The following is a 13,617-nucleotide window of genomic DNA, read 5'->3' as shown; positions in this document are numbered from 1 at the left end:
CTTCCTTGTTCCAAAGGCGGGTTGAGGGCTGTCCTCACCCGGTGGCGGCCGGGACCCGGGCGATGTCCGCCCCGGCCAGCCGGCCGAACGTGAGCGCGCGCAGCACCGAGGTGGCCCCCGGGTAGCGGCTGTAATAGAGACCGGCGGTCTCCCCGATGGCGTACAGGCCCTCGATGGGCTCGCCGCCCTCGGTCAGCACCCGCGAGCGGGCGTCGGTGCGCACCCCACCGAAGGTGAAGGTGATGGCGCAGTGCACCGGCCAGGCCATGTACGGGGCGGTGTCCAGCTCCCTGGCCCAGTTGGACTTCGGCGGCACCAGACCGACGGTGTGCTTGCCGTCCAGCCGTGTCGGGTCGTACGGCGTCGGGCGGCACGCGTCGTTGAACCGGTCCACGGTCCAGTTCAGTTCATCGGGCGCGATGTCCAGTTTGCGGGCCAGCTCGTCGATGCTCGGCGCGGTGATGGGGTCCTTGTCGGTCAGCAGCGACCGCTCGTGCCCCTCGATCTCCAGGAGCTTCGCGTCGCAGATCAGATACGCGGACTGCCGCGCCTCCCGCCAGATCCGGTAGGCGACCTCCTCGAAGGTGTTGTCGGGGGTGTCCGACCCCTCATCCAGGAATCGCCGCCCGTCGGCGTTGACCAGGATCCCGTACGGATAGGCCATGACCAGCGCCTCGGCCTGGTGGCTGCGCGGGTCCACGGGTTCGCCGTGGAAGCGGTCGTACTGCCCGCTGCGGGCAGCCCCCACCGCCACAGCCATCTCGATGCCCTCGCCCTTGTTGTTCTTGCCGCCGGGCGCGATGGGCCGCAGCTCGCCGCCGGTGGGCCCGACGTACCGCTCCAGCAGTTTCCGGTTGCCCTGGAAGCCGCCGGAGGCCAGGACGACCCGGCGGGCAGCGAGATGCCGCGGCTTGCCGCCCTCCTCGACGTGCACGCCGTTGACGGCGCCGAAGGAGTCGGTGCTCAGCGCGGTGGCCCGTACCCCGTACGCGATCGAACCGCCGAGCCGCTCCAGCGACTTGGCGAGCTTGTCCACCAGCGCGGCACCGCCGCCGGCCGGCATCAGCCGCGGCCCGCGTGCGGTGACGAAGTAGGTGGGACGGGTCTCGAACTCCACCCCGTGCCGGTCGGCGAGCCAGCGCACGGTGGGCTCGGCCTGGTCGCACAGCGCCGCGATGTACGACGGGTCCGACTGCCCCTCGCTCAGCTCGTGCATCCGGCTCTCGAAGTCGTCCGCGGGCCTGCCCTCGGCGGTGAGCCGGAAGAACGAACCGGTCCAGGTGGTGTTCCCGCCTCGGTTGTAGCGGCTGGAGCGCTCCAGGACCAGGACCCGGCTGCCCGGGGCGTTCTCGGCGAAGCTGACGGCGGTGGCCAGACCGCCCGCTCCGCAGCCCACCACCACCAGGTCCAGCGGACCTGCGGCATCGGCTGCGGCGTCGGGCGCGGGGACGTCGGGGTCAAGCACATCGCTCACGGCGGCTCTTCATCTCCTGTCTGCTGTGGAGGCCTTGGGGGGCGGGCCGGGAGCCATGCTGCGGCTCGCCGGCCCGCCGCCGGGTCAGCGCTTGGCGGCGCGGGCGGCGAGGGTGTCGCCGCCGATCGACCAGCTGTCGGTGGGGATCTCCTGGACGGTCACCCACACGCTCTCCGGCTTGCTGCCGGTGGCCTTCACGTACGCGTCGGTGAGGTCGCGGACCAGCTCGGCCTTCTGCTCGGCGGTCTTGCCGGGGGTCTGCTGCACGTGGATGAGAGGCATGGCGGTACTCCCAGAAGTCGGGGGTGAATGTGATGGATCAAGTCCAGCACCGGGCCCGGACCCGTCCAAGACGCAATCCGCTCTGGCACCGATCACGAATCGTGATGCGTTCAGATCTTGCGTACGGCGATCAGCGCCGCCGACCCCATCGACGCCAGGCACACCACGACCACGCCCGTCCACCCCGCACCGTGGTACGCCGAGGCGGCAAGCGTGCCGCCGATGCTGTTGCCGATGTAATAGATCGTCAGATACACCGCGGACGCCTGGGCACGCCCGGTGGCCGCGTTGCTGCTCACCGAGCTGGAGGCGATCACATGCCCGGTGAAGAAGCCGGCGGTGACCAGGACCAGACCCGCGACGATCGCCACGACGCTGTCCGCGATCGTCACCAGGACACCCGCCGAGGCCAGCACCATGCCCCCGTACAGGGCCGTACGCCGCCCGAAGCGCTCGGCGAGCCGGCCGATGTACGTCGAGGTCACCGTCCCGACGAGATAGATCAGGAAGAACGCGCCGATCACGCCCTCGGGCAGGCCGAACGGCGGCGCCGAGAGCCGGTACCCCAGCACTGTGAAGACCGCACCGAAGACCACCATGAACAGTGCGCCGAGGAAGTACAGCCGCAGCAGCAGCGGATTGGCCAGATGGCCGCGGACCGTACGCGCCACCGCACCCGGATTGACCGGAGCCGAACGAAAGTTGGCAGCCTTCGGGACGGTCAGCCGGAAGACCACCGCGCACAGCAGGGCGATCACTCCGAGCACCCCGAGCGAGACCCGCCAGCTGCTCCACTGGGCGACCAGGCCCGCCACGAAGCGCGAGCTCATACCGCCGATGCTGTTGCCCGCCAGATACAGCCCGATCGCCGAGGACACCGCCTTCGGCGAGACCTCCTCGGCCAGATAGGCCATGGCCGTCGCGGGGAGCCCGGCGAGCGCCACGCCCTGAAGGGCGCGCAGCGCCACGAACGCGCCGGTGTCCGTCACGAACGGCAGCGCCAGGCCGATCACGGACGCGCTGAAGACCGAGGCCGTCATGACGCGGGTACGTCCGTACTTCTCCGACAGGGCACTCAACGGCAGCAGGGCGATCGCGATCGCGGCGGTGGTCGCCGACACCGTCAGGCTCGCCTCGGCGGGGGTGATCCGCAGCTCGTCGGAGATCTCCGGCAGCAGGCCCTGGGTGACGTACAGCAGCAGGAAGACGGCCACGCCGGCCGCGAAGAGCGCGGTGATGGCGCGGCGGTAGGCGCGAGTTCCGGGGGTGAGCTTACGGCCGTCGAGCGGGGCCGGGACGGGAGTGGGGGCATCGGCCCCCGTACGTGTATTCGCCATGCCGGTGAAGCTAGAAAGCACGCGACCTATGCGTCCAATGGTCAAAAACAGCGATACTGATGCAGAAACGCATCAGCGAAGGTGGCAGCGGAGGTGACGGGGTGTCCGAAGGTCCGGATCCGGCGGGGGACACGGACGACGAGGCAGCCGTCCCCCTGGTCGAGCTGACCGGCGAATCGGCCGCCCTGCTGCTCTCCCCGCGGCTGGCCCAGTTCGCCGCCGTGGCCCGCACCCAGCACGTCACTCGCGCCGCCGCCGAACTCGGCATTCCGCAGCCGACGTTGAGCCGCACCATCGCCCGCCTGGAGGCGGATCTAGGCGTACAGCTGCTGACCCGGCACGGCCGGCGCGTCCGGCTCACCTCGTCGGGGCGTACGCTCCTCGCGCACGCCGAGCGCTCCCTGGTGCACGCGGAGCGCGGCGGCCGGGCCGTACGGGAGGACGCCGATCCGCACAGCGGCCGGATCGCCTTCGGCTTCCCGCACACCCTCGGCCCGTCCACCGTCCCCGACCTGCTGCGCGAGTTCAGCGAGGAATACCCGCGGATCCGCTTCCAGCTGATGCAGGACTACGGCGCGGCGCTGCTGTCCCGGCTGCGCACCGGCGAGCTGGACCTCACCCTCATCTCGCCGCCGCCCGAGGAGAGCGATGTGACCGCCCGCCGGGTCCACCGGCAGCGGCTGCGCATCGTCGTGCCCGCCGGGCACCCGCTGGCAGGCCGCAAGCGGGCCCGGCTCGCGGAGGTCCGCGACGACGCCTTCGTATCGCTTCCCTCCGGGTACGGCCTGCGGCAGATCACCGACCGGCTGTGCGTCCAGGCCGGGTTCACCCCGCGGATCGCCTTCGAGGGCGAGGAGGTGGAGACCCTGCGCGGGCTGGTCGCGGCGGGCCTTGGCGTGGCGCTGCTGCCCGCCCCTGCGGTGCCGCGGCCCGGCGTCGTCGAGCTGGAGGCGGACGGCCCGGGCGTAGTCCGCGACATCGCCCTCATCTGGATGAAGGGCCGCCAAGCGCCCTCTCCCGTCGTGGAGTTCAGGCACTTCCTGCTGGCGCGCCACGACCGTCTGCTGCGCGGCTGACCGGCGCCACCACGGGCGGGCAATACCGGCGCCACCGTCCCGTCGGAACGAGTGCGCCGCCCCGCCACCTCCCTCCCCCTTCCACCGTTACGCACGGTGAGCAATGGGCGCGCAGCGTCACAATATCCGCCTCGGAGTGCACACCTGCCCAACTGCGGCAAAGATGGAGAAACACCGTGAGGCGCGAGGAGGCGGCATGGACAAGCAATCGCGGCCCGAGCCCGAGGATCTCACCACTCCGGACCGCAGCCTGCACAGCGGTCCGTCGGCCGACGCCACCCCCGAGGACCTGGTGATGGCCACCGGGCGTGACCTGACGCCCAAGAATCTGGAGTGGGCACGCCGCAAACTGGCCGCCGAGGGGCAGGCGGCAGTGGAGAAGATCCTGCCCTGAGAGCCACGACGGCCCGCCGGCGTGGTGCCGGCGGGCCGTCCGCGCGCGTCAGCCGAGGCCGTCCGCGCGCGTCAGCCGACGGGCTCGGGCCGCGGGACCCGGAACGCGGAGGTGCCGAGGCCGGTGGGGACCGGCGGGCGCCAACCGCCGGCGGCGTCGGAGCCGCCGGGCCGCTCCGGCGTGTGGTGCCGGACGAGGTCCGCCTCCTTGTAGCGCCGGCACTCGTGGTGCCACTTGAGGATGCCGGACATCCAGTCGCCCAGCTCGGCGATGTAGGTGGCCAGCCCCTTCCTGGCCTCGGCGTCCAGGCCGAAGTCGTCGTAGAGGACCGGCAGTTCGTGCGCCACGATGTGCTCGAACTGGTCGAGCCTGCTGTTCATGAGGTCGTCGACGATGCGCAGCCCTGTTGGGTAGTCGACGTCGAAGAAATTCTGCACGACGAGGATCGCGTTGTGCACCTCGCCCTCGTACTCGATCTCCTTCTGGTATGAGAAGACGTCGTTGAGCAGGCAGGCGTAGTCGATAACGGCGTTCTCCAGGGCCCGCCACGGCCCGCTGTCGTAGATCTCGTCGGGCACGGTGTTGCCGTGGCTGATCCGGGAGAGGCTCATCGTCATGTCGGAGCCGAAGGTGTGCCGCCGCATCTCGATGTAGTCGACCGGGTCGGGGATGCGGTTCTGCACCATGTTGTCCAGCTCCCAGAGCCAGCTCCTGGTCATCACCCGCACCGCGTCGTGGAAGCGGCGGCGGTTCTCCGCGCTCATCGGGCCCGCCGTGCGCTGCCACAGGTCGGCGAGGCCGCGCTCCAGCGCGTGGGTGGCCGGCGGGGGCGGGGAGCAGTCCAGCGGCATGCAGGCCGCCAGCCGCTCGTCCATCGCCTTGGCCCCGGCCAGATCGCCGCGGCGCCCGAAGACCACCGGGTAGTAGTCGTCGCCGTACGTCCCCCAGGCGAGCCACGCGGAGCTGAGGTCGAGCTCCTCCAGGGTGGCGTCGGGGTCCAGGCCCGCCGAGCAGAGCGGCAGATCGTAGTCGCGGAGCTTCTCCTCGGTCCACACCTGGGAGCCGGGGATGCCGGGCTGCTCCTCCAGGATGCCCATCCGGTGTGCCCACTCGACGAGGTTCTTCCGGGAGGTGTCCAGGTGCGGGCAGAGCTGCCCGGGCAGCGGCTGTCTGAAGTCCGGCAGCCGGGAGGGGCCGACCTTCTGGAACGGTACGTGTGTGAAGGTGCGGGCGCGCGCTGCCTCGGCGCGCGCCGTGGTCGGCGCCGTCGGCGTGACGTCCAGCGCGGCCAGGCCCAGGGCGCCCAGCGGCAGGGAGAAGAAGCGCCGCGGGGCCTCGGGGGCCGTGCCCTCCCCCGCGCCGTTCATGTACCGGCTGGAGACCATGTGCCATTCCTGGCCGCCGGACTGCCAGTCCTGCAGGCCCTTGACGTACGCGAGGACCCGGGCCTGCTCGTCCGGCGCGAGCGCGAACTCGGCGAAGAGCGGCTCCAGTTCGGTGAGAGTGGTGTGCTCGAACTGCTGAAGGCGTGAGGTCAGCAGGTCGTTGACCGCGTCGGCGGCCTCCTGGGTCGAGCAGTCCAGGAACCGCTCCAGGACGAGGATGCCGTTGCTCAGCTCGCCCTCGTCCTCGACCTCGCGCTGGTAGGAGAAGATGTCGTTGCGCAGATGCACGGCGTCGGAGAAGGCGTCGCGCAGCACCCGGAGCGGCCGGGAGGCCGCGACCCGGTCGGGGACCTCGGCTCTGGCCGCGTACTCGATCAGCCCGGCCGACCAGGGCGCGCCGCCGACCTTGCGGCGCATCTCGATGTACTCCACTGGGTTCGACACCCGGTGGGCGTTGATGTTCGACAGCTCCCAGAGGGACTCATTGAGCAGGTTGACCGTGCTCTCCGAGAAGCGCTCGCGCCACCCCCGGGACATCGCGGGGACCGTGCGGGCCCACAGGTCGGCGAGGCCGGCCTCGACCGGGTTGGTCGGCTCGGGCATCCCCTCCGCGAGGTCCATCGGCATGAAGGCGGGCAGCCGGTCGAGGTACGCCTTGCCGCCCTCGCGGTCGCCGGAGCGCTTGAAGATCTCCAGGAAGTGGTCGTCGAAGAAGAAGACCCAGACGTACCAGTCGGTGACCAGGGCGAGGTCGTCGGCGGAGCAGTCGGGGTGGGTGTATGCGCAGAGCAGTGCGTAATCGTGCGCGTCGAGGTCCCGCTGCTCCCAGATCCCGGACCCTTCGAGCATGTTCATCTCGCGCGCCCATTGCCTGCTGTGCGTGCGGGCCGCCTCGACGTGTGGGTTCAGGCGCGCCGGATACGGCGTGTAGAAATCCGGCAGTTGGAAGGGCTGTGTCACGGTCCCCGGCCTTTCTCGACGGTGCCGGGGGGCGGGCAAGGCGGGCACCCTTGCGGATGCCCGCGCCCCCCGGCGTGCGTCGGGGAACTACCCAGCCGGCGGACCGAAAAGCGGGATACCGGAGGAGTCACTCGGACGAGTGATCGAAATGCGGCCGTACCGGGTTCCGGTTCAGCGCACGTTGATCGCGGCCCAGGCGGCGTTCACGGCCTGGTACTCGGCGCTCGAGGCACCGTAGAGGTCGCTCGTCGCCGAGAGGGTGGCGGTGCGGGCGGCCGCGTAGTTGGTCGTGGACGTCATGTACGTGGTGAGCGCCCGGTACCAGATCTTCTCGACCTTGGCGCGGCCGATGCCGCTGACGGCCTTGCCGTCGTAGGTCGGGCTGTTGTAGTTCACGCCGTTGATGGTCTTGGCGCCGCTGCCCTCGGAGAGCAGGTAGTACCAGTGGTTGGCCGGGCCCGAGGAGTAGTGGACGTCGATCCGGCCCAGGTCCTTGGACCAGTAGTCGCGCGAGGCGCCGTCCTTGCTGGGCTTGTCCATGTAGCGCAGCGGGGTGCCGTCACCGTTGATGTCGATCTTCTCGCCGATGAGGTAGTCGCCCGGGTCCTTGGTGTTGTTGGCGTACCACTCGACGGAGGTGCCGAAGATGTCGGAGGTGGCCTCGTTCAGGCCGCCGGACTCGCCGCTGTAGCGCAGGTTCGCGGTGTTGGAGGTGACGCCGTGGCTCATTTCGTGTGCCGCCACGTCCAGGGAGGTGAGCGGGTTGGCGTTGCCCTCGCCGTCCCCGTAGGTCATGCAGAAGCAGCTGTCGGACCAGAAGGCGTTGACGTACGCGTTGCCGTAGTGGACCCGGCTGTACGCGCCCACGCCGTCGCCCTTGATGCCGCTGCGGCCCAGCACGTTCTTGTAGAAGTCCCAGGTGGTGGCGGCGCCGTAGTGGGCGTCGACGGCGGCGGACTGGCGGCCGCCGCCCCAGACGTCGTCGGCGTCGTGGAAGAGGGTGCCGGTGCCGGAGGTGCCCTGGTTCAGGTCGTAGGTGCGGTGGCCGCCGCGGGCGCCGTCCTTGAGGTCGTAGCCGGAGCCGGTGGACGTGGTACCGAGGGTGACCGTGCCGTTGTAGTCACCGGTGCCGGTGCCGGTCTCGATGCGCTCGTCGGCGAAGAGCTGCTTGCCGGTGGCCGCGTCGGTGACGACGTGCAGTTCGCTGGGGGTGCCGTCCTTCTGGACGCCCTTGACGACGGTCTCGTAGGCGAGGACGGGCTTGCCGGTGGCCGCCCAGATCACCTTGCGCGGTGCCTGCGGTGCGTCGGTCTTCGTGTTCTTCTCTGCCGCCGAGGTCTTCAGCGCGCTCTTCTCGGCGCTGGCCGCGGGCAGTTCGGCCGTGGTGGTCGGCACGGCTATTCGTGCCTTCACGGCCTTGGTGACCTTGCGGTCGCCGTTCTTCTTCTCGTGCACGACGAGGTCGCCGCCGAGGACCGGCAGGCCGTCGTAGGTCCGCTCGTAGCGGGTGTGCACCGTGCCGTCGGCGTCCTTGATGACGTCCCGGGCGACCAGCTTCTCCTTGCCGCCGAGGCCGATGGCGCGGGCGGTGCCGGCGGCGCCGGACTGGGCGTCCTGTACGGCCGCGGCACGCTGGCCCGGCGACAGGGCGACGGCGCCGGTCTCCCGGTCGCTCTGAGCGCCGGCCGGGGCGCTCTGCAGGCCGAGCACGACCGTGGCCGCCGAAGCGACCAGGGCAGCGGCGCGGAGGGCGGACTTACGTCTGGGGGCAGAGCCTCTCACTCGGTCTCCTTGGTACGGGGCCGCGGGGTGGCGGCCCGTCGAGGGGGGTGGACGGCCATGGGTCGCGGCCGCCCGCTCATACGAGTCGTACGGAGTGGTGCGGGTGGTACGAGGCGGAGCACGGACCGCGCGCATACACGCGGAACCAGACCCTCCTGTTGTGAAGCAGCAGTTGGGCCGGTGAGAGCGTGCCACTTCCTGACCGTTTCCGACAGATCAGCAACGAGAATTTGACCGCCCGTTATCCGTACAGCGATCACCGCGTCACGGTCACCCGCGCCGCAGACGCTGCCCCGTGGGCGAGTCCGGACGGCCCAGGAGACCCCGCGGCACGCCGCTGAACAGGACCTCGCCGCCACGCCTGCCGCCCTCCGGGCCGAGGTCGATCACCCAGTCCGCGTGCCGGACGACGTCCATGTTGTGCTCGATGACCAGCACGGTGTTCCCCGCGTCGACCAGCCGGTCCAGCAGCGCCAGCAGCCCGTCCACATCGGCCATGTGCAGCCCGGTCGTCGGCTCGTCCAGGACGTACAGACCGCCGGTGCGGTCCAGGTGCGTGGCGAGCTTGAGGCGCTGCCGCTCGCCGCCCGAGAGCGAGGACACCGCCCGGCCGAGCGGCAGATACCCGAGGCCCACGTCGTTCATGGCGGCCAGCGGGGCACGCATCGCCGGCTCCCCGGCCAGAAAATCCCGGGCCTGCTCGGCCGTCATGTCCAGCACGTCGGCGACCGACCTGCCCCGCACGGTCAGCGCCAGTACGTCCTCGTGGAAGCGGCGCCCGCGGCACGTCTCGCAGGTCCGGGTGACCGGGTCCATGAACGCCAGGTCGGTACGGATCTCGCCGCGGCCGCCGCAGGTCCCGCACGCGCCCGAGGAGTTGAAGCTGAACAGGCCGGGCGCGACGCCGTGCGTACGGGCGAAGAGCCTGCGCAGCGGGTCCATGAGGCCCAGGTACGTGGCCGGGGTGGAGCGCGACGAGGCCCCGATGGCGCCCTGGCCGACCACGATCGCCTCCGGGTACCGCGTCGGGAGCGCCTCGGTGGCCAGCGTGCTCTTGCCCGAGCCCGCCACCCCTGTGACGGCCGTCAGCACCCCCGTGGGCACGGCGACCGAGACGTTCTTCAGGTTGTGCAGCGTCACGCCCTCCAGGGGCAGCAGTCCTGCGGGCTCCCGGACCGCGGCCTTGAAGCGGGCCGTACGGCGCAGCGCGCGGCCGGTCGGGGTGTCCGCCTTCCGGAGCCCCTCGACCGTGCCCTCGTACACCACCCGGCCGCCGTGCGTGCCCGCTCCGGGGCCCATGTCGACGACGTGGTCGGCGACGGCGACGACGTCCGGGTCGTGCTCGACCACCAGGACCGTGTTGCCGTCGTCCCGCAGCCGCAGCAGGAGGGTGTTGAGCCGCGCGACGTCCCTCGGGTGCAGCCCGATGCTCGGCTCGTCGAAGATGTACGTCATGCCGGTCAGGCTGGAGCCGAGGTGGCGCACGGTCTTCAGGCGCTGGCCCTCGCCGCCGGAGAGGGTGGCGGTCTCCCGGTCCAGGCTCAGGTAGCCGAGGCCGATGCCGACGACGCGCTCCAGGGAGGCCACGGCGCGCGCGGCGACCGGCCCGCCCACCGGGTCGTCGATGCCCTTCAGTACGGCGATCAGCTCGTCCGCCTCCAGGGCCGTCATCTCGGCGAGGGTCAGCCCCGCCACCTGGGTCTTGCGGGCGGCCGCGGCCAGCCGCGCGCCCCCGCACTCGGGGCACACGTCCTCGCGCACGAAGCGGCGCACGGCGTCCCGCAGCCGCTCGCTCAGCCCCGAGACATCGCGATTGACGTACTGCCGCTGGAAGCCGACGACCAGCCCCTCGTACGAATTGTCGTTACGGGCGCGGGCCCGCCGCACCTTGCGCCCGGTGTCGTCGTACAGCAGCAGCTCGCGCTCCGCTTCGGTGTACTCGGCCAGCGGCTTGTCCGGGTCGAACAGGCCCGTCTCGGCGAACATCTGCCACCAGGCGCTGCCCACACCGACCATCGGCAGCCGGATCGCCCCCTCGTTCAACGACTTCGTGCGATCCAGGGCCCGTTCGAGGTCGAGGCGCACCACCTTGCCGAGCCCGTCGCACTCCGGGCACATCCCCGCCGGATCGTTGAACGAGTACGCGGATGCCTCCCCCGCGCTCGGCGTGCCGCACCGCGAGTACAGCACCCGCAGCATCGGGTGGATGTCGGTCATCGTGCCGACCGTGGAGCGGGCGTTGCCGCCGACCGGACGCTGGTCCACCACGACCGCCGGGGAGAGCCGCTCGATGGTGTCCGCCTTCGGGCGCTCGTGTTTCGGCAGGCGGTTGCGCACGTACCAGCCGAAGGTCTCGCCGAGCTGCCGCTGCGACTCCACGGCGATCGTGCCGAAGACCACCGAGGACTTGCCGGAGCCGGAGACCCCGGTGAAGACGGTGAGCCGGCCGCGGGGGGTCTCCAGCGTCACGTCCTTCAGGTTGTGCTCGCGGGCCCCGGTGATGCGGATGCTGTCTGTCGCCATGCCTCGCACGGTAGAAAGGAAGCAGGACAGTTCGTGTCCTGCTTCGCTGCCACCCTGGAGGGCGTGAGCGCGCATGAGCGACACCCCGGCCCGGCTGCTGAAACTGCTCTCCCTGCTGCAGACCGGGCGCGAGCACACCGGTCCCGAGCTGGCCGGCCGGCTCGGCGTGTCCGAGCGGACCGTCCGCCGGGACGTCGGCCGGCTGCGCGACCTGGGATACCCGGTTGACGCCACGATCGGCACCGTCGGGGGCTACCGGCTCGCCGCCGGTACGGCCATGCCGCCGCTGCTTCTGGAGGACGACGAGGCGGTGGCCATCGCCATCGGACTGCACGCGGCGGCGGGCGGCGCGGTGACCGGCGTGGCGGAGACCTCGGTGCGCGCCCTGGCCAAGCTGGAGCAGGTACTGCCCGGCCGGCTGCGCCGCCGCGTCGCCGCCCTCCAGGAGGCCACCGACCCGCTCTACGGGCTGCTCACCGCCGGCGGCACCGCGCCCACCACGGACCCCGCCGTCCTGGGCGTACTGGCCGCCGCGTGCCGCCGCCGGGAGCGGCTGCGCTTCACGTACGCGGCGCGCGACGGCGCCCCCGGACGGCGGCACACCGAGCCGTACCGACTGGTGAGCGCCGACCAGCGCTGGTACCTGGTCGCGTACGACCTGGACCGCGCGGACTGGCGGACGTTCCGCGCCGACCGGGTGCGCGAGCCGCTGGCCACCGGGGCGCGGTCCGCCGAACGCGCGCTGCCCACCGAGGACGCGGCCTCCTACGTCGCCGAGTCGGTCACCGGCCACCGCGCCCGGCACCGCGCGGTGGTCGTGCTGCACACCTCGGCCGAGGACGCCGCGCGGCGCGTGCCCCCGGGCGGCGGGGTGCTGGAGCCGCTGTCCGCCGACCGCTGCCGCCTGCTGACCGGTGGCGACGCGCTGGACTGGCTCGCCTTCCGACTGGCCCTGCTCGACGTGGAGTTCGAGGTCCAGGAGCCGCCCGAGCTGATCGCGTACCTGCGGAAGCTGGGCGGCCGGATGGTGGCCGCGGCAGGCGGCCACCATCCCTGAGAGCCCGTGTCGGGCTCTGACCGTGCGGACGGTCTACCAGATCGCGTCGACCCACTCCGGGTGGTCGATGAACGGGTTCCGGTTGTGCTGGTACTTGTCGAAGATGACCTGGTTGCGGTTCTTCTCGAAGTCGTCCGGCGGGTCCTGCTCGCTCCAGGTCTTCAGGACGCTGAGTCGGCCGATGGCGGGCGCCGAGCCGTTGTCGACCTTGTCGTTGGGCTCCAGGTCGGCGAAGCCGTCGTCCCCGTCGTAGCGGACGGCCATGTAGAGGATCATGCGGGCCACATCGCCCTTGACCGCGTCGCGGGGCTCGTAGGAGTCGTCGTCGGTGTAGTTGCCGGGCGCCTCGCCGACCTCGCTGCCGCCGTTGTCGAAGTCCTTGTTGCCGCGGGTGCTGTTGACCGAGACATCGGTCGGGCGGAGGTGGTGGATGTCGGTGCCGGGCCCCGTCGAGGTGCCGAAGTCGCCGTGCGACTTGGCCCAGACGTGCTCGCGGTTCCACTGGTCGGGGTCGCCGCCGTTGTCATCCTTGCTCTGCGAGCGGCCGGTGTAGAGCAGGATGACGTTCGCGGAGTTCTTCGGGTCCTGGTCGGTGGCCTTCAGGGCGTCCCAGACCTGGCTGTAGCTGAGCTTGCTGACGCCGGAGCTGATGATCGTGTGCAGCGCGGACTTGAGCTCGGGGCCGGTCTTGCCGAGCGCATCCTTGTAGTACGTGTCGTCGTACGCGGTGGTGTGCTGCGCGGTGGCGGTGGTGCGGTGCGGAGGGGCGGGCTCGGGGGCCGCGGTGGCCGGTACCTGGACGGCCAGGCCGAGCAGCGCGGTGCCGGTGAGTGCCGTGACGATTCTGCGCCGAGCGGTGCTGGAACGGGATATGTCCACGAGTGGTGTCCTCTCCCCCATGCGCGTGGGCCGGCCCGCGGAAGTGTGGGGGGTGCGGGCCGAGGCTGCCGACGGTCTGTCGGCCGCAGGCATGCTGCCACTCCGGCATCACCACGGTGTGACCCTTGTGGTGTGAAGGGGTGTCAGAAGTGTGGAGATCTACGGGTGTAGAGCGCCACGCGCTACCGAAGGACGGGCCCGCCACCCCCTCAAGGGGAGATCTCCGCCAGTTGCGGGAACGTCTGGGAGAGCAGGACACACAGCAGCGAGACGAGCACCGCGGCCACGATGACCCCGAGGCAGCCGAACACGTCCCGCAGCGTGCTCGCGAGCGGGCCGAGGCGGACGCTGAGCGGATGGTCGGGCAGCCGGTGCGGGCGGCTGCCCCGGGACACACTGGACATGCCTCAGTGTCGCCGGACCCCGTCGCGCCGCCGCTCGTTTTCGGCTCGGTCACGACGGGGCACG

The 13,617-nt window shown here is 71.2% G+C and carries 11 protein-coding genes; 3 read left to right on the top strand and 8 right to left on the bottom strand.

Going from position 1 to position 13,617, the window contains the following annotated elements; all coding sequences use genetic code 11:
- Positions 1–34 precede the first annotated feature (34 nt).
- The 3 genes from IF04_RS0107670 to IF04_RS0107660 form a co-directional block, all read right to left on the bottom strand.
- A complete protein-coding gene (locus IF04_RS0107670; RefSeq protein WP_051830834.1) occupies positions 35–1,474 on the bottom strand; it encodes an FAD-binding protein in 1,440 nt (479 codons plus the stop codon).
- Between the two features lie 84 nt (positions 1,475–1,558).
- The gene (locus IF04_RS0107665) at positions 1,559–1,756 is read right to left on the bottom strand and encodes a tautomerase family protein (RefSeq protein ID WP_030252768.1); all 198 of its coding nucleotides are present in this window, start codon (positions 1,754–1,756) and stop codon (positions 1,559–1,561) included.
- A 110-nt stretch (positions 1,757–1,866) separates the two neighbouring features.
- The gene (locus IF04_RS0107660; RefSeq protein ID WP_030252766.1) at positions 1,867–3,093 is read right to left on the bottom strand and encodes an MFS transporter; all 1,227 of its coding nucleotides are present in this window, start codon (positions 3,091–3,093) and stop codon (positions 1,867–1,869) included.
- Between the two features lie 188 nt (positions 3,094–3,281).
- On the opposite strand from IF04_RS0107660, the gene IF04_RS0107655 reads away from it, so the two are divergent.
- Together IF04_RS0107655 and IF04_RS0107650 are read left to right on the top strand one after the other, a co-directional pair.
- Positions 3,282–4,169 (top strand): LysR family transcriptional regulator, encoded by an 888-nt coding sequence (locus tag IF04_RS0107655; protein ID WP_030252764.1) that lies wholly within the window; start codon positions 3,282–3,284, stop codon positions 4,167–4,169.
- A 196-nt stretch (positions 4,170–4,365) separates the two neighbouring features.
- Positions 4,366–4,563: a hypothetical protein gene (locus IF04_RS0107650; RefSeq protein WP_030252762.1), complete on the top strand. Its 198-nt coding sequence runs from the start codon at positions 4,366–4,368 to the stop codon at positions 4,561–4,563.
- A 71-nt stretch (positions 4,564–4,634) separates the two neighbouring features.
- Here the strand turns inward: IF04_RS0107650 and IF04_RS0107645 are convergent, their stop codons facing one another.
- From IF04_RS0107645 to IF04_RS0107635, 3 genes are all read right to left on the bottom strand, one after another.
- Complete coding sequence (locus IF04_RS0107645; RefSeq protein ID WP_030252760.1) at positions 4,635–6,908, bottom strand: terpene synthase family protein; 2,274 nt, start codon at positions 6,906–6,908, stop codon at positions 4,635–4,637.
- Positions 6,909–7,079: 171 nt separating this feature from the next.
- Positions 7,080–8,690: a M4 family metallopeptidase gene (locus tag IF04_RS0107640; RefSeq protein ID WP_030252758.1), complete on the bottom strand. Its 1,611-nt coding sequence runs from the start codon at positions 8,688–8,690 to the stop codon at positions 7,080–7,082.
- Between the two features lie 270 nt (positions 8,691–8,960).
- Positions 8,961–11,213, bottom strand: coding sequence for an ATP-binding cassette domain-containing protein (locus IF04_RS0107635; protein ID WP_030252756.1), 2,253 nt, complete (start codon positions 11,211–11,213; stop codon positions 8,961–8,963).
- Positions 11,214–11,286: 73 nt separating this feature from the next.
- On the opposite strand from IF04_RS0107635, the gene IF04_RS0107630 reads away from it, so the two are divergent.
- Entirely contained in the window at positions 11,287–12,270 is a 984-nt protein-coding gene (locus IF04_RS0107630) for a helix-turn-helix transcriptional regulator (protein ID WP_030252753.1), read from the top strand.
- 33 nt (positions 12,271–12,303) lie between these two features.
- Here IF04_RS0107630 and IF04_RS0107625 read toward each other — a convergent pair whose 3' ends face one another.
- Positions 12,304–13,170, bottom strand: a complete 867-nt coding sequence (locus IF04_RS0107625) for an endonuclease I family protein (RefSeq protein ID WP_078599953.1) — start codon at positions 13,168–13,170, stop codon at positions 12,304–12,306.
- 188 nt (positions 13,171–13,358) lie between these two features.
- Positions 13,359–13,553 carry a hypothetical protein gene (locus IF04_RS0107620; protein WP_030252751.1) on the bottom strand — a complete coding sequence of 65 codons (195 nt, stop codon included), beginning with the start codon at positions 13,551–13,553 and terminating at the stop codon, positions 13,359–13,361.
- Positions 13,554–13,617 lie beyond the last annotated feature (64 nt).

This window comes from Streptomyces violens (genome assembly GCF_000717745.1).
Taxonomy (GTDB): Bacteria; Actinomycetota; Actinomycetes; order Streptomycetales; family Streptomycetaceae; genus Streptomyces; species Streptomyces violens.
Note: the sequence above shows the minus strand (reverse complement) of the source record. Positions and strands in the feature narration are given on the sequence as shown.